The organism is Methyloceanibacter caenitepidi, assembly GCF_000828475.1.
Lineage (GTDB): Bacteria > Pseudomonadota > Alphaproteobacteria > Rhizobiales > Methyloligellaceae > Methyloceanibacter > Methyloceanibacter caenitepidi.
The window spans coordinates 1,230,617-1,246,158 of the sequence record NZ_AP014648.1 but is presented as its reverse complement, the minus strand read 5'-3'; the positions used below and the strand labels follow the sequence as shown (position 1 = coordinate 1,246,158).

16 protein-coding genes are annotated in these 15,542 nt (G+C 59.7%); 13 read left to right on the top strand and 3 right to left on the bottom strand.

Annotated elements, in window-relative coordinates; translation table 11 throughout:
- Positions 1–133: 133 nt before the first annotated feature.
- From GL4_RS05800 to GL4_RS05760, 9 genes are all read left to right on the top strand, one after another.
- Positions 134–1,522: a sensor histidine kinase gene (locus tag GL4_RS05800; protein ID WP_244462689.1), complete on the top strand. Its 1,389-nt coding sequence runs from the start codon at positions 134–136 to the stop codon at positions 1,520–1,522.
- Entirely contained in the window at positions 1,516–2,169 is a 654-nt protein-coding gene (locus tag GL4_RS05795; RefSeq protein WP_045365534.1) for a response regulator transcription factor, read from the top strand. The genes GL4_RS05800 and GL4_RS05795 overlap by 7 nt, the downstream gene beginning before the upstream one ends.
- Positions 2,170–2,256: 87 nt before the next feature.
- Positions 2,257–2,658, top strand: coding sequence for a response regulator transcription factor (locus tag GL4_RS05790; RefSeq protein WP_045365531.1), 402 nt, complete (start codon positions 2,257–2,259; stop codon positions 2,656–2,658).
- A gap of 296 nt (positions 2,659–2,954) precedes the next feature.
- Entirely contained in the window at positions 2,955–3,785 is an 831-nt protein-coding gene (locus GL4_RS05785) for a helix-turn-helix domain-containing protein (protein WP_172653305.1), read from the top strand.
- Between the two features lie 23 nt (positions 3,786–3,808).
- On the top strand, positions 3,809–4,096 hold the full coding sequence (locus GL4_RS05780; RefSeq protein WP_045365528.1) for a hypothetical protein: 288 nt from the start codon (positions 3,809–3,811) through the stop codon (positions 4,094–4,096).
- Between the two features lie 229 nt (positions 4,097–4,325).
- Entirely contained in the window at positions 4,326–4,847 is a 522-nt protein-coding gene (locus GL4_RS05775; protein ID WP_045365525.1) for a Dps family protein, read from the top strand.
- A 146-nt stretch (positions 4,848–4,993) separates the two neighbouring features.
- Entirely contained in the window at positions 4,994–5,287 is a 294-nt protein-coding gene (locus tag GL4_RS05770) for a hypothetical protein (RefSeq protein WP_045365522.1), read from the top strand.
- A 319-nt stretch (positions 5,288–5,606) separates the two neighbouring features.
- Positions 5,607–6,314, top strand: coding sequence for an ABC transporter ATP-binding protein (locus GL4_RS05765; RefSeq protein ID WP_045365519.1), 708 nt, complete (start codon positions 5,607–5,609; stop codon positions 6,312–6,314).
- The gene (locus GL4_RS05760) at positions 6,307–7,110 is read left to right on the top strand and encodes an ABC transporter permease (RefSeq protein WP_045365516.1); all 804 of its coding nucleotides are present in this window, start codon (positions 6,307–6,309) and stop codon (positions 7,108–7,110) included. Before GL4_RS05765 ends, GL4_RS05760 begins: the two co-directional genes overlap by 8 nt.
- Before the next feature lie 13 nt (positions 7,111–7,123).
- Here GL4_RS05760 and GL4_RS05755 read toward each other — a convergent pair whose 3' ends face one another.
- Together GL4_RS05755 and GL4_RS05750 are read right to left on the bottom strand one after the other, a co-directional pair.
- Positions 7,124–8,488, bottom strand: coding sequence for a cytochrome-c peroxidase (locus GL4_RS05755; RefSeq protein ID WP_172653304.1), 1,365 nt, complete (start codon positions 8,486–8,488; stop codon positions 7,124–7,126).
- A 141-nt stretch (positions 8,489–8,629) separates the two neighbouring features.
- Positions 8,630–9,796, bottom strand: a complete 1,167-nt coding sequence (locus GL4_RS05750) for an oxalate decarboxylase family bicupin (RefSeq protein WP_045365513.1) — start codon at positions 9,794–9,796, stop codon at positions 8,630–8,632.
- Between the two features lie 288 nt (positions 9,797–10,084).
- Here GL4_RS05750 and GL4_RS05740 point away from each other — a divergent pair, with 288 nt between their 5' ends.
- Together GL4_RS05740 and GL4_RS05735 are read left to right on the top strand one after the other, a co-directional pair.
- Complete coding sequence (locus GL4_RS05740; RefSeq protein ID WP_045365507.1) at positions 10,085–10,351, top strand: EF-hand domain-containing protein; 267 nt, start codon at positions 10,085–10,087, stop codon at positions 10,349–10,351.
- A gap of 43 nt (positions 10,352–10,394) precedes the next feature.
- Entirely contained in the window at positions 10,395–11,102 is a 708-nt protein-coding gene (locus GL4_RS05735; protein ID WP_082025502.1) for a YoaK family protein, read from the top strand.
- 122 nt (positions 11,103–11,224) lie between these two features.
- Here the strand turns inward: GL4_RS05735 and GL4_RS05730 are convergent, their stop codons facing one another.
- Positions 11,225–12,067, bottom strand: coding sequence for an alpha/beta fold hydrolase (locus GL4_RS05730; RefSeq protein ID WP_045369568.1), 843 nt, complete (start codon positions 12,065–12,067; stop codon positions 11,225–11,227).
- A 358-nt stretch (positions 12,068–12,425) separates the two neighbouring features.
- Between GL4_RS05730 and GL4_RS05725 the strand changes: the two genes are divergently transcribed.
- The gene (locus GL4_RS05725) at positions 12,426–13,673 is read left to right on the top strand and encodes an HlyD family secretion protein (protein WP_082025501.1); all 1,248 of its coding nucleotides are present in this window, start codon (positions 12,426–12,428) and stop codon (positions 13,671–13,673) included.
- Entirely contained in the window at positions 13,670–15,271 is a 1,602-nt protein-coding gene (locus GL4_RS05720; protein ID WP_045365501.1) for a DHA2 family efflux MFS transporter permease subunit, read from the top strand. Before GL4_RS05725 ends, GL4_RS05720 begins: the two co-directional genes overlap by 4 nt.
- The last annotated feature ends 271 nt before the right edge of the window (positions 15,272–15,542 follow it).

Genomic DNA, 15,542 nt, shown 5'->3' with positions numbered 1-15,542 from the left:
GAAAGGATGGCAACGCAATGCGGCAAGCTCAAAGGCTTAAGAACTTTCCGAAGGGGATTTGACGTCCTTGCTGGGCACTGGCCAAGTCAAGCTACCGCGGGTGGGTGAGCATGGGTCTCCCCACACAAACCTGGTGCTTCCCGTCGTCGCAATCGCATTTGCCATTGCGGTGTTCGTCGTCGATACGTTCTCGCCTCTCGGAATCGCAGTGGCCGCACTCTATGCAGTCGTCGTGCTCATGGCAGGCCGGTTCCTGGAGCGCCGTGGAGTGCTCGTTGTGGCCGTAGCCTGTTGTGGCCTAACGGTCTTGAGCTATGCCATCCAGCATGGAAGCACGTACGGTCCAGCCTCGGTCAGAGCCGCCGTTAGCCTGGTCGCAATTGCCGTCACCACGTTCCTCGCGTTGAAGTCACAAGCTGCCGACGTCAAGCTGCGCGAACAAGCAGGCTTGCTCGAAATTACGCATGACGCGGTGATTGTGCGCGACATGGACGACGTCATTACATTTTGGAATCGCGCGGCCGAGGAGCTCTATGGTTGCCCGCGCGAGAAGGCCCTCGGAAAACTGTCGCACACCCTTCTCAGGACCTCGTTTCCCGAACCGCTTGAGGATATCAAGGCCACCCTCATTGCGACCGGCCGTTGGGAAGGCGAGCTCACGCAGGAACGCTGCGAAGATGGGACAGAGCTTACGGTCGCGAGCAGGTGGTCGCTGCAACGCGATGCGCGTGGTCGCCCGGTTGCAACGCTTGAAACAAGCAATGACGTCACCAAACGCAAGCGGGCGGAAAACGCCCTCCGCCGCAGCGAGGCGGAACTCGCCCACGTGACACGCGTCATGACCCTTGGCGAGTTGACGGCTTCCATCGCCCATGAAGTCAATCAGCCACTTGCTGCGATAGTAACGAATGGTGAAGCAACACTCAGGTGGCTTGATCTGGACCCACCCGAAACGGACGAAGTGCGCGGCGCGCTCCGACGCATCATCAACGATTCACATCGGGCAAGCGAGGTAATTAAGCGGCTGCGGGCCCTGACAAAGAAAGCCGACCCAGATCTAGGGCCGCTAGACATGAACACCGCCATAAATGACGTTGTCACGCTCATCCAACGAGAGTTGTCACGCCACCATGTTCGGCTCGAGCTGAATTTGGACCCCGGCTTGCCGCCGACCATAGGCGACCGCGTTGAGCTCCAGCAGGTGCTCATCAATCTCATTATGAATGGAATCGAAGCCATGGCGACCGGTGAAGAGCGGCTGCTCAAGATCCGCTCAGCCACAGACAACCATTCGCGCGTCATCGTGTCCGTCGAGGACTCCGGCACCGGATTTGAATCCGATCAGCTGGAGCATCTTTGCCAGGCATTCGTCACCACGAAGGCCAGCGGCATGGGTATGGGCCTCTCGATATGCCGGTCCATCATCGAACGGCATGGTGGAGAACTCTGGGCAACTCCCAACGAGGATAGCGGTGCCACATTCTACTTTGCCGTACCGGCCTGCCAAGGACAGTCATCGTGATCAATCCATCTGCCCACGACGACGCTTCTGAGTCCCCCTTGGTTCTCGTAGTCGATGACGATCCATCCATGCGCGAGGCTCTAGACAGCTTGTTTCGCTCCGTTGGCTTGCACGTGAGGTTGTTTGCATCTGCGCCAGAACTTCTGGAGAGCAAGCTTCCCGACGTTACGTGTTGCCTGGTTTTGGATATTCGCCTGCCGCGGCGCAGCGGTCTCGATTTTCAAAGCGAGCTCGCCAAGCTGGATATCGATATCCCGATCATCTTCATCACGGGACATGGCGATGTACCAATGTCCGTCCGGGCCATGAAGGCCGGCGCCGTTGACTTCCTCACCAAGCCGTTTCGGGATCAGGATCTATTGGACGCGGTGAGCGTGGCTCTTGAGCGCGACCGGAAACGGCGGGAGGAATCCAAGGGGATCGCCGAGATCTCGGCACTGTTCGAAGGGCTCACACCGCGTGAGCGGGAGGTCATGTCCCTCGTCACCACCGGACTCATGAACAAGCAGGTGGCCGCCGAGATGGGAGTTAGCGAGATCACAGTGAAGATTCATCGCGGCAACGCCATGCGCAAGATGCGCGCCCGGTCACTGGCCGATCTTGTGCGAATGGCCGAGGCTCTTGGGCTTCATGCCGAGCGCCAGTGAGACCTAAACCTATGTATGGCTTATCCAAAGCGCCTCGCAGGACCATATTTAGTTTGTCTAGATGTTTGCGCAAATAGGAAGAATGCGGTGAACAACGCGCCCGTAATCTCAATCGTTGACGACGACGAGTCGGTTCGCACGGCAACCCAGGGGTTGGTGCGCTCGCTAGGCTTTGTTGCGCGCGCGTTCGAGTCCGCTGAGGACTTTCTCGGGTCGAACTGCGTTGATGAATCCGGGTGTTTAATCGTGGACGTCCAAATGCCCAACATGAGCGGGTTGGAGCTGCAAAGCGTCTTACGTGCAAAAGGCAGCCATGTGCCGATCATCTTCGTCACGGCGTTCCCCGAGGAGCGGTACCGGACTCAGGCCTTCAAGGAAGGCGCAGCGGGCTTCCTTGGCAAGCCATTCGACTGCGACGTTCTCATTGAGCACTTGACGGCAGCCCTTTCGCACGACCGCAACGTGGCGCCCAACGTCCAGCCGACCTAAACCAAAGTATACCTCATCCGAAACGTATCCAGCGGCCTTCTTTCCCTATGTAGAATGGAGGGCCGTGGCGTCCGGGTCCTATCGTTTCCATTAGCAGCAACCGTTGGAAATGGGGATTACACGTTATGCTGATGGAAACAACGATAGCCGACACACGGTCGTTCGAAGCGGGCGTACCGGCAGCAAGGCCCTTTGGTATTGCAGGGACTGCCCGCTCTGGCTCCCACCCCCACCACGCCGCGAATTCGAATTGCGATTTCCCCGACTACTCGATTGAGATTTCCAGTGAGCGTCGCGTGAAGCGCAGACGCGCGAGCTGGCCGGGCGTGGCTGTGGAAATCGTGCAAACCGTGGGCAGTGAACCTGTCGAATTCAAATTCCGTGCGCCTGCCCATTTGCTCATCCTGTTCGAGCAAGGCGTGCGGCACGAAGGCGAAACAGTCGTCGATGGAACCCGATCCCTGCTCCACGATGTCACTCGGAAGTTCGTATTCGTCCCGGCTGGCCATGCCTATCGCGATACCTATTCGCCACGAAGCGGAATGAGGATTGTCTTCTTCTACCTCGATCGCACCACGGTCCCCTCCAGAAGGCCTGAGGATGCGGTCGACTGTCTCAACGCCCGGCTTTTCTTCGATGACGCCACGCTTCTGTCTACTGCAATGAAACTCAGTACACTGATCGAGAGCGATCTCGTAGAGGAGGATGGGTCCTACTTGGCGGCTCTCGGTCAAGCCTTGGCGCATGAACTCGTCGGACATCGCCGGCGTCCGTCATTGCGCACGACCGCGTTCAAGGGCGGACTTGCGGCCTGGCAGCAAAGGATAGTGGCATCGCACATTGAGGAAAACCTAGGAGAGCCCGTTACGCTCGCGGAACTTGCCGACCTCGTCGGTCTGAGCCCTTATCACTTCTGCCGGGCGTTCAAGCAGTCGTTCGGGCTGCCGCCGCACCGCTACCACACAAGTAGGCGCATTGAATACGCTAAGACGCTCCTTGCAGACCCTGAGCTCTCCGTAACCGAGATCGGCTTACGCGTGGGATTCTGCGAGACGAGTTCGTTCACAACCGCCTTCCGCAAATCGACTGGACTAACCCCTACCGCCTATGTGCGGAGCCTCTCCTGATTGCAGGCCTATGGAGACTCGCGATGTTCCACACCCAATCAGCCTTCGACGACGAAGGTCACGGCTCTCGAGGCATGGAGTTCCTTTCGTATCTGCCTGCCCTCGGCAAGGTAGCAATCAGCGCCGTCGCTCCCAAACTCGCACTCAGCGCCATGTCATGGCTGTTCGCTGTTACCTGGAGCGACATTGCAAACGATGCCGGAATCGAACTCGTGGGACTTCTGCTTGCCAGCCTAGTCTTGCTGGTTCTCTCCCTGGCCCTGGTTGTGATCTCGATAGCAACGTGGCGCGGCGAGCCTCTGGATGACTAGCCCCGCAGGCAAGAGCTGAAGACTACGCTGCGATGCCGGCCCTGCGACCGCGCAATGCTTGCTGTCATCCCGCTGCGGTGGGTGGCTTTCGCAAACGACGATTTGGACGCGAAATTCGCCGCTCGAGGATAGCCGCAAAAGCCTGCAAGGCCGGGCAATTCTTAGCAAGCCCCTCGCCGGCAGCTCACTATCTTGATGCCATCAGAAGAACTCAATAGGAGGCCGAAAAATGAACGACTTAGCAATGCGCCGGGAGGCTCCGCTGCGGACGCCCACCGACCTGGGAGCCAATGTTACACGAGACATCGGCGGTGCTCTGAATGCGCTGCTTGCCGATGTCTTCGCTCTCTATCTTAAGACCAAGAACTTTCATTGGCATGTCAGCGGGCCTCATTTCCGGGACTATCACCTCATGTTCGACGACCAAGCTACTCAGATCTTCGCCACGACGGACGATATCGCCGAGCGCGTTCGAAAGATTGGCGGCATGACCGTTCACTCGATCGGCGAGATCGCACGGCTTCAGCGCATTCCCGACAACGACGCGGCCTACGTCGAACCTTCCGACATGCTTGGCGAACTCCGCATGGACAATCAGCGACTGATCACGAGCATGCGCGAAGCCCACAATCTCTGTGACGAAGAGAATGATGTCGCGACGACCAGCCTTATCGAAAACTGGATCGACGAGGCAGAGCGCCGTGTCTGGTTTCTCTACGAGGCCGGTCGCAATACCGGATCCGCAACCTAAGAGAGGAATGCCTGAGACCTTCGGAGCCGATTGAGGGTTGCCGCAGTTTTTCAGAAGTCTACGCAATTACCGACGAGTATCTGGCTACTGAAGCGTTACATCTCACGAGTGAACATCAGAATTGGAAGAATCAAAGGAGTGATGAAATGCAATTCAACAAGAGCAGTGTCCTTGCGCTACTTGTCTTCATGACTTTGGCGGGCAGCGCGTACGCCGCAGATCCTGCGGACAGCGCCAAGAGCGAGGCAGAAGCCATCCAGGGGATGGAGTCGGCTCCCCCAGCCGTGACCGGCTCGGGCTCTACCGAGGCCACCGATTCGATGAGCGAGGCCAAGGCCATCGAGGGCACCGAGTCCGGACCAGCCAGCAGGTCTGGCGCCGGCCCAACCCCGGCCACTGACTCCGAAATGGAGGCCAAGGCCATCGAAGGCACCGAGTAGAATTATCGGCGCCGGCTAGAGTCCCCCCTCCACGTCGGCTCCGACCTTGCTTCACCCCTAGAGTCTCCCTCCCACTCTAGGGGTGAAGCACCTGGGTCCTCATCGCGGTACGTGATCCACCTCCGTACCCTCGTTTCTCCTGCCCTCACCCTGGAGTCCGAACAGAGATCCATGACATGCAGTGAGACCGGGCCCCAGAACGAAGCGCGTAGAGGGCAACTCAACCATTGAGTGCCCTGCGATATTCCTTTTGGAAGGATGACAGTTCGCCGAGAGGCGAGGCATAAATGGCAACCTGCATCGTCTTGTGCGCACCAATATGGCCGAAGTACCCTGCAATAATGCCGAGCATCCCCTCGCGCTCGAAGCCGTTAACGTCTATCGGGCCGTGCCCGGCAAGATCCTCACAGACAATATCAGCGTCCAAGTGAAAAAGGGCGACGTCCTCGCGATCGTCGGGCCCAGCGGATCGGGAAAATCCTCGTTCTTGCGGCTGCTCAATCGGCTCGACGAGCCGACCCGCGGGGTCGTCAAAGTCGACGGCGAAGACTATCGCAGCATCTCGCCAGAGATCCTACGCCGGCGCGTCGGCATGGTCATGCAGTCTGCCTATTTGTTCCCGGGAACCGTGGGGGAGAATGTTGCCTTCGGTCCCGCGCAACGCGGCAAGTCTTTGCCGGATACGCGGATCGATGCGCTCCTAGAGCGGGTAGGCCTGTCGGAATACGGGGATAGAGACGTGGACAATCTGTCAGGCGGCGAGGCCCAACGGGTTTCCATTGCCCGAACTTTGGCGAACGAGCCGGAAATACTTCTGCTGGACGAACCGACATCTGCACTCGATGAATCCACGGCGCTGGAAATCGAGACTCTGGTTCGCGACATCATCCGAGAACGCCACATGACTTGCGTGATCGTGACCCACAGCAATGCGCAAGCTCGTCGCGTCGCCAGCCGCACGATGATCATCGAGAGTGGAAAACTCGCAAAAATCGGCCCCACTGACGAGGTTCTAAGAGATGACTGAGCTAGTCCAAGGCCTGGACCAAAAGATCCTGCTAAGCTTGGCGCAAGCGGCGGCGGCTATCTTGCTCTGCTTCAGCCTCGTGCTCTTGTGCCGGCGCTTCTCTGTTCATGTGGAACGCGAGACAACCCTCTCCCTTCTCCGGGGCCTGGTCCAAATGGTGGCCGTAGGGGTTGTGTTGTCCCTGCTCCTTCATGGAGGCGTCCTTACTTCGGCCCTGATCCTGCTCGCCATGACATTCGCGGCGGCCTTTACCGCGTCACGGCGAGCTCCCGATATCGACGACGCGTTGCTCGTCGCCTTTTACGCGGTCGGCGCCGGCGCAAGCGTCGTGATCGCCTTCATGCTCGTCACCCATGCGATCACCCCTGAAGTGACCGTGCTTGTGCCGGTAGGCAGTATGATCATCGCTAACGCTATGAACGCGGCCGCTCAGGCGATGGAGCGGTTCAAGTCCGATGTGACGTCACATGTCGGCCAGATCGAAGCGGGCTTGTCGCTCGGCGCCGAACCCCGCGCGACCGTCGCGCCCTACGTGCAAAGTGCGGTCTACGCGAGTCTTCTGCCACGCCTCGACATGCTCAAATCGCTGGGTCTCGTCTGGATCCCCGGAGTCATGGCCGGAATGCTGGTTTCCGGTGCAAGCCCCGTCTATGCCGGCATCTTCCAATTCATTGTGGTCGCCATGATCCTGACCGCCTCGGGCATCGCGGGGCTCGTCGCCACGCTCCTTTTCCGGACACGAGCCTTCTCGAAAGAGGCACAGCTGACACTTCGTCCCGGCCGGCAAGAATCCTGATAAGCCTGCGTGCCTAGTTCCCTACATAGCCATCCGTGAGCGTCTTCAAGAACGCGACGAGATCATCCTCGTCCGAATCCGAGAGGCCGAGGTTACAGCAGCTCTTGCTCAAGTTCTGTGGGACCTCGGGAGCCGGCCAGCACGAGACCTTCTCCCCTCGTGCGCCAGGTGCACACCGGGGGAGCACGTCCCTCGTGTTGTAGAAGTGGACGACCTCCTTAAGGCTCTTGAAATAACCGTTGTGGCCATAGGCCTTCACAAAGTCATCTCGGGGGCGCTTGTCGACATTGCGAAGCGTTGGCACACGGAAACGGCCGTCGAATTCCGCTGCAACCGTCTTCCAGGCCTTGTCTGCGTTCTCCGGACTTCTCAGGAAGTTTCCGACGCCAAGATCGACGAAGGCGTCGCCGACGGGATTGGCGACGTAGCCAAATTCGTCGGCTGCGGTCTCCTTGTAGTAGGCGAGCTCTGGATTGCGCGGCACGCCAAGATTCGACGTCGAGTTGTCGGTAAACAAGGGACGTTGGCCGGTCGGCACATGACAGTCGTCACAGTTTGCCTTTCCTGTGAAGAGCCCATAGCCGCGACGCTCTGCGGGGGTGAGATTGGCGTTCCCCGCCAGAAAAGCGTCGAACTTCGACGAGAACGGGCTGACCTCGGGCGACTTCTCGAAAGCAGCGATTGATCTCGCCATCTGGTCGAAGGTCGATTGAACGCGGGCACGGTCCTCAGGCTCCAGCGCGACGACAGCAGGCGTACTCTCCGGACCTGGTACCTCTGAACCAATGGCCGAGTCGGGAGTGTTGTTCGGCCGGCTGCATATCGCGTCAACATTGTCGGGCCACGTGATTGCGAAAGACCGTGGCCCCCAGATGCTCTCGAACAACGGCCGATAGGGTCGCTCAGAAATCCGCCGCACGACGCAGGCAGGATCAGGGTTGGCCATCTCCGTAGGATTCAGCGGCGAACCCTGGGCCTGCATTGCCGTTGCGTTTTGAAGCCTGAGGCCCGTCGCCCGCAGGTCCCAGAAGTTGCCACCGATGAAGCAATGGGTACATTTTGCTTCGCCAGGCTTGTCTGCATAAATCAGCGGAGGCGAGTAGACGGCGTAGGCCGCGCTCGGGGGTTTCCTGAGGCTGAAGCGCGTTCTGACCGAACCCGGCTGCGCGACCCCTTTCAGATTGATAGTTTCGAGTGCACCTTGATAGCCGGTTTGTGGCATATGGCAGAACGCGCACGCCTCGTTGCGATTGACCGACAGGTTCTTGTCGAAGAAGAGGACCTTGCCCAGTGCGGGCACCCTCTCCGGACTCCCTGACAAAAGGAACGGAGCCCCTGCAATTGCCTTGGCTTCAGTGTTATCGACTTGCTGTTCCACCTCGGCGATCTCTTGCGCCGGAACGCTAGGCTGCCCGGAGCCTTGAGGCTGAGCTTCGGCTAGCGGACCAATGACGAGAACGACGGCCAACGCCCAAACCACCGCAATGATTACTTCCAATCTGGGTCGCGCATTCATGGCCTAACCTGCGAGTATGGGCTTGTCCTTGCGGAGCTTCGCCACGCTTTCACCGTCCAGGTTGAGATGTGCTTGGACCAACTCCCGCGGGGACAAACCCATCCATTGATTGAGCGAGATGTCTTGGAACCTCGGGGCGCGGAAGACCTCCAGGTAGCGCAGGACCTCGTCGCCGACGTTCTCGACATAGTGTCCATTGACGAATGGAACGGAGCCGACATCACCGGCCTGAAAATTGAACGTGCGCGCTTTGCCAGGAGAGAACACCGTCATGCGCCCCTTGCCGCTGACGTAGTACTGCCACTCGTCGGCGTTGGGATGCCAGTGGAGTTCGCGCATGGCCCCAGGGTTGATCTCCACCAACGCGGCAGCGATCGTGCTCGCTGCAGGAAAGTTGGACGAATCCGCGATACGGACCTGCCCGTAGGGGGTCTTGATCGGCTCCTGTTCCAACAATCGATAGCTGTACCTGGTCGGAACGGTGCCCGCAGGGGACTGGACAACATCCGACTGAATGGGCGGGGGGACATCGCCCGCGAATACCCAGCGCGTATGCTCAACGTCCGTGGGAATGCGGTCAAAGGCCGACTCGGGCAGGCCGAAATTCTTGGCAAGAACATCTCGCGGCGTGTGTGCGAACCAATCGGTCAGCAGGAAGGTCTCGTTCTCCGAGAAATTTCCGTCGTCAAAAACGAGCAGAAATTCGCATCCCTCCTCGAGCCCCTGGATCGAGTGAGGAATTCCAGCCGGAAAGTTCCACAGATCGCCCGGCCCGACGTCGTCGATGAAATTGCGGCCTTGATTATCGACAGCGGTGATGCGGCACCGGCCCGCAATCATGTAGGCCCATTCCGCCTCCGCGTGCCAGTGCATCTCGCGAATGCCTCCTGGCTTGAGCCGCATGTTGACCCCGGCGAGGGTTTTTGCCGCAGGCAGCTCTCGCGCCGTGACCTCGCGGCCCCACCCTCCGCTTGTGATGTGATTGCGCGCCGCGGCGAATGGGAACTTCATGTTGGGGACGGTGCCCTGGTCGGTGTAGGGCGACGCCAGTAGGTCGGGATTCTCACGCTCGATCGGGACGTTGCGAGGGCCCATGATCGGCGCCCCACGGTCGCCACGTACGGGCTGCGGATCTGCATTCGTAGTCGCTTCATTCGGCGTCTTCGTCATCGCTAGGGTCCTTCTCTATGGCTGGCCGCATCTTTGCGTCTATCACGCGCCAGCCTTAACGGAGCGCGATCGAAACGCTCGCCGACGCTTGCTGGAACCGGCCGAATTTTGCGGACAACCGCATCTTGGCTTCGCGCGGCGACCGGCCTCCACTGCCTGCGGCGTGACATGCCACGATCGCTTGGCAGCAAGCGATCATCACGCCGCGCAATTTCGGAAAAGCGCCGTTTGGCTCACTCGATAGCGTGTTGGTGCGGTTCAACTTCGAGTGCGATAGGAGGCACTGAAATGACGCGGATTGTTTTCTCGGTTGTTATGTTTCTTTGCGCGACGGGTGCGGCGGTCGCCGATCGCGGGGCGCGATTGCCGGACAAGGTCAAGTGCGGCGAAGTTTGGAGCATGACCAAGCACCGTGGAGCTGTCGCCTCGGGCGGTCAGGCCGACGTCTACATCGTCGACTATCACATCCTCGACGTGAACGGTGACGGCAAGGTCACCAAGTCGGAGTTCATGAAAGGCTGCCGCAGCGGCCAGGTCGGCGCGGGCTCGCGGTAAGCGAACACAGACAGGCGCGCTTCTCTCTATCGGGAGCACACGCATGACAACGGCACGAGAACCGCCCGCCGTGTTGATACGAGACGCATTGCTCGTGGCGCTGACTTTCTCCTCCGGGGCGATCGACGCCATCAGCTTCATGGTCCTGGGCAAGACATTTTCGGCGTTCATGACCGGAAATCTCGTTTTCTTCGGCATGCGGCTTGTGAGTGGACACGGACCTGCCCTGTCCTTCGTCTTGAGCTCGCTTTGCGCCTTCGCGTGCGGCTCCTATCTCGGAACAAGTTTCACGACACAGCAAGGTTCCGGGCTCTGGCCTTGGCGTGTCTCGGCCACCTTGTTGCTGACGGCAACCACCCAGCTTCTGTTTTTCGTGATCTGGCTCGCCGCTGGCGCACAACCGGCGGAAACGCTGACGACCGTCCTGCTGGCTGTATCTGCGCTGGGCATGGGGCTCCAGACTGCAGCCGTTCGTTCACTGGCTGTGAAGGGCATTTTTACGACAGCCGCCACCTTCACCCTTGTAGCCCTGACCGGGGACTTGGTCGGCTCAAGGCCGACGGATGAAGCTCCACGCGTAGCCAGCGTGCTCGCAGCGCTCGTAACGGGGGCGAGCGTGGGCTGCTTTTTGGTTCTGGATGTGGCGCCCCTCTATGCCCCGATACTGCCTCTGCTCGTAACGCTCGCCGTTGTCGGGATCGGTGCATTCCGTTTGAACAGGCCGGCTAGCAACCCAGACATCGTCAATTGAGATGTCGAGCCCACCAATGGATTGGACTTCGGCGCTAAATCGGCGCGGCGCAGATAAATACGAGACGAGAAAAAATGGGCGGTGGCCGCGGCCTCCGCCCACTTGCACTCGTGTGATACCTATTAGGAGGCGAGAGCCTCCATGGTGTTCTCGACGAAGGCCTGCAGGTCATCATTGACCTGATCCTTGTGTGTGGTGCACATCCCGTGCGGGGCGCCCTTGTACACCTTGAGGGTCGCGCCCTTGATCAGCTTCGAGGAAAGCATCGCTGACGCGGCAATGGGAACGATCTGATCGTCGTCGCCGTGCAGGATCAACGTGGGCACGTCGATCTTCTTCAGGTCTTCGGTGAAGTCCGTCTCCGAGAACGCCCTCACGCAATCGTAGGTGCCCTTGAAGCTCGCCTGCGTGCCCTGCAGCCAGAACCAATCCCGCACGCTTTCGGAGACCTTGGCATCGGGCCGGTTGTAGCCGAAGAACGGGAGGCTGACATCCTTCCAGAACTGCGTACGGTTCGTGACAATCGCGTCGCGGATGCCATCGAACGCTTCCATCGGCGTGCCGTTCGGATTCGAGTCCGTCTTGAGCATCAGAGGCGTGACGTCGGCAATCAGGACAACCTTGGACACCCGGTCCGTACCATAGCGGCCGATGTAGCGGGCGATCTCGCCGCCACCCATCGAGTGCGCGACCAAGACCACATCTCGAAGGTCAAGCGTATCGATCAGCGTCGCAAGGTCATCGGCGAAGGTGTCGTAGTCGTAGCCCGTCCAGGGCTGGCTCGAGCGTCCGTGCCCGCGGCGGTCATGGGCAATACAGCGATAGGCGCGCGAGGCCATGTGAAACATCTGGTCCTCGAACGCATCGCCGCTGAGCGGCCAGCCATGGCTGAAGACGATCGGCTGACCGTCTCCCCAGTCTTTGTAGTAGATCTCGGTTCCGTCAGTCATCGTGATCGTAGGCATCGTGAGCTCCTTGATGTTGATCGCTAGAAGCATGGAGCGTCAATGGGCGCAGCCTCTCTAGCGTAATTTCGATGCCATCAATCTAGGCAGCAGCCCTCATTCGCGTTGGCGCAGGGTTGCGTAGACTTGCTCGTTAGTGCGCTGGAATCGGCGGACGAGCAGATAAACACCGGCGAGGCGCAATCCGGCGCTGAGGATCGGATCGCTCAAAACGGTCGGCGCAGGAGCAAGATGCCGCCGTCCATGGCAATGCAGACCTAGTCAACTCCCAACCCAAACATAATATGTCGTCAATGCACCTATTCGCGGCCCATCGAACAGACGGGACTGCTTCCTTTCGGAATCTGGAGCTTGAAGAATGGAGTCGCCCACACACGACCCTGACGGCCAAATCACCTCACACGCGGAGCCAGCCGCACGAGGCACACAGGAGGCGCGCGCGCCAAGCCCCGGCGGCAACGACGAGGCGTCTGGCACCGGCGCACCGCAGAACGACGACCAAGGAGCCAGCCCCTCCCCTGGCCGGCGTGACAGCTGGGGCACGAGGCTGGTGCGCCAGCATCCCAGGGCATCCCTGGCTACACTCACAACCGTCGTCGTGATCGCAATCTGCGGATACCTGTACCTGGATTACGCGGATCGCTTCGAGTCGACCGACGACGCCTTCATCGCGGCTCGAAACTTCGCCGTCGCTCCCGAAGTTTCGGGCTATCTCACTCACGTCAACGTGACCGATAATCAGCACATTCGCGCTGGCGACGTGATCGCGCGGGTCGATGACCGTCCATACCGCATAGCCCTTGAACAGGCCGATGCGCGCGTGGACGCTGGGAACGCCAGCATTGCGCAGGCCAAAGCCCAGATCGAAGTTCAAAAGGCCAAGATCGCCGCGACCGATGCTCAGCTAACGGAGGCACAGGCGGCGCTCGTTTTTGCTCAGGAACAAGCCACTCGCTACCAGAAGCTCGCCAAGGACGGCTGGGGCCCTATTGAAAATGCTCAGGAGCATACCTCCCAGTTCCATCAACAGGAGGCTGCCGTGCAAAGCGCGCGAGCCTCTCTAGTTTTGGCACAGCGGCAGATGCTGTCGCTAGAGGCTCAGTTGAAGAGCGCGGACGCCAATCTCTCCCAAGCAAAGGCCGCACGGGACAAGGCGGAACTCGATCTTTCCTACACGACGGTCACGGCCGCTCAGAGTGGGCACGTCGTGCAACTCAGCGCCGCGGTTGGCGAGTTGGCCGAGGCGGGCACGGATCTCAGCATGTTCGTACCGGACGAGATTTGGGTTACGGCCAACTTCAAGGAAACGCAGCTCGACAAAATACGACCTGGCCAGCGCGCGAACTTGGAAGTCGACGCCTACCCGGAGCGGGTTTTCCATGGCCATGTCGCCAGCATCCAATCCGGTTCGGGGACCGCGTTCTCGCTCCTGCCTGCCGAGAACGCGACTGGCAACTACATCAAGATCGTTCAACGGGTGCCCGTAAAGATCATCATCGACGACCCGCCGAATGACGTTGCGCTTGGTCCTGGCATGTCGGTGGTTCCGACCGTGCGAATCAATTCAGAGCCGTCTCTATATGAGCGCCTGGGAAGCTGGCTGTGAGCGATAGCGCCGCCAGCGCGTCCCTATCGCTCGCCCCGACACGCCAAGGCGTCAGCCCCTGGTTCGTCGCAGTGGTCGTCGCGCTCGCCACGTTCATGGAAGTTCTCGACACGACGATTGCCAATGTAGCGCTACCCTACGTAGCTGGCGGCCTGGGCATAAGTGAAGACGAAGCTTCTTGGGTGGTGACAACCTATCTGGTGGCAAATGCCGTTGCCCTAACAGCCAGCGCGTTTCTTGGCCGATGGTTTGGGCGCAAGACCTTCTTCATGACCTGCCTGGCACTGTTTACGGCCAGCTCAGTGGCGTGCGGCTTTGCGTGGGATCTGAGGTCACTCGTTATCTTTCGAATTCTCCAAGGCCTCGCCGGCGGCGGCATGGTTCCTATCTCGCAGTCAATCCTGGCCGACTCGTTTCCACCGGAGAAACGTGGTCAAGCGTTTGCGCTCTTTGGTGTCGCGGTGGTCGCCGGGCCGGCGATCGGGCCCACGTTGGGTGGTTGGCTGTCCGATAATTGGTCGTGGCATTGGTGCTTCCTGATCAACGGTCCGGTCGGGCTCATGGCGCTTGCGCTCATCGCCATCATTCTCGTTCAACCCGCGTCCGTCGTCGCAGAAAACAGGCGTCGACTGCGTGACGCAGGTGGCTTTGACACGGTCGGCTTTCTTCTCGTCGCGACGTTCCTTGGCGCGCTCGAGGTCATCTTGGATAGAGGCCAGGTAGACGACTGGTTCGGATCCACATTTATTGTCCGGGTCACGGTCGTCTGTGTCTCGGCATTTCTCATCATGATTCCGTGGGAACTGAGCCGCAGGAATCCCATGATCGACGTACGCATGATCGCTTCGCGCCAACTCGGGGCGTGCTTCCTCGTGATGCTTGCGGCAGGTGCGATCCTTCTCGCGACGACCCAGCTACTTCCACAACTGGTGCAATTGCAGTTTGGCTATACAGCCACGTGGGCAGGCTTAGTCCTTTCCCCGGGTGGATTTGTCACGATGGGCATGATGCTGATCGTCGGACAACTCACCTCGCGCGTGCAGTCGAAATATCTTATCGCTACCGGAGCGCTGATCGCGGCTCTGTCCATGTACGACCTAACGAACCTGTATAGCGGCTCCGACTTTTGGTTCTTCGCCCTCTCGCGCATGCTGCTGGGTGTCGCGCTCCCGTTAATCTTCATCCCCATCTTGGCGGCATCCTACGATGGCATCCCACCCGACAAAACCGATCAGGCTTCAGCGTTGATTAATGCCGCACGCAACATGGGGGGCTCGATCGGGATATCGCTAGCGGCCAACGTCTTAGCCCACCGCACGCAGTTCCATCAAAGCCGGCTCGTAGAGCACCTCTCGCCGTCGGACACCGGATACCAGCATACGCTCGATCAGCTTACGCACTACTTTGCCATGCAGGGCAGCTCTATTCTTCAAGCTCGGCAACAGGCCATCGAATGGATTGGCCAAACGGTGGAGAGGCAGGCCGCCCTGCTTGCGTATGGCGACGCATTTTGGGTCTTGATGCTTCTATCTCTTGCGGCGGTTCCTCTTGCTCTAATACTCCGCACGGTAAAGCTCGATCGATCCTCGCAAGCCTGAGGCGCGATTAGACGGCAGTGTGGTCGAAGGTCGTATGGCCTCCTAGTCAACTGGCACCGTCCCGTCGTCGCGGAACGCACTTGCCAAGCCATTAGTGTTGGCTGCGGATCAAAAGTTCCCTCCGCGGCAGGGCCTCGCCTGTGGCAGGAGGAACGGCCAGCGAGCCACGGCAACGATCTATCGGTGCCTGCTTCTGGCAAATGGCCGACATGAGCGCGCGGGCCCGTGATGTCCGTTTTCTACCCCAAGCGGACATCGCCCGTCTCCGCGT

What these genes read in the sequence shown, in the direction of transcription:
- GL4_RS05775 (WP_045365525.1), top strand. Translation starts at nt 4,326, where the DNA reads ATGAACGACTTAGCAATGCGCCGGGAGGCTCCGCTGCGGACGCCCACC.
- GL4_RS05770 (WP_045365522.1), top strand. Translation starts at nt 4,994, where the DNA reads ATGCAATTCAACAAGAGCAGTGTCCTTGCGCTACTTGTCTTCATGACT.
- GL4_RS05740 (WP_045365507.1), top strand. Translation starts at nt 10,085, where the DNA reads ATGACGCGGATTGTTTTCTCGGTTGTTATGTTTCTTTGCGCGACGGGT.
- GL4_RS05730 (WP_045369568.1), bottom strand. Translation starts at nt 12,067, where the DNA reads ATGCCTACGATCACGATGACTGACGGAACCGAGATCTACTACAAAGAC.
- GL4_RS05735 (WP_082025502.1), top strand. Translation starts at nt 10,395, where the DNA reads ATGACAACGGCACGAGAACCGCCCGCCGTGTTGATACGAGACGCATTG.
- GL4_RS05765 (WP_045365519.1), top strand. Translation starts at nt 5,607, where the DNA reads ATGGCCGAAGTACCCTGCAATAATGCCGAGCATCCCCTCGCGCTCGAA.
- GL4_RS05750 (WP_045365513.1), bottom strand. Translation starts at nt 9,796, where the DNA reads ATGACGAAGACGCCGAATGAAGCGACTACGAATGCAGATCCGCAGCCC.
- GL4_RS05725 (WP_082025501.1), top strand. Translation starts at nt 12,426, where the DNA reads ATGGAGTCGCCCACACACGACCCTGACGGCCAAATCACCTCACACGCG.
- GL4_RS05780 (WP_045365528.1), top strand. Translation starts at nt 3,809, where the DNA reads ATGTTCCACACCCAATCAGCCTTCGACGACGAAGGTCACGGCTCTCGA.
- GL4_RS05760 (WP_045365516.1), top strand. Translation starts at nt 6,307, where the DNA reads ATGACTGAGCTAGTCCAAGGCCTGGACCAAAAGATCCTGCTAAGCTTG.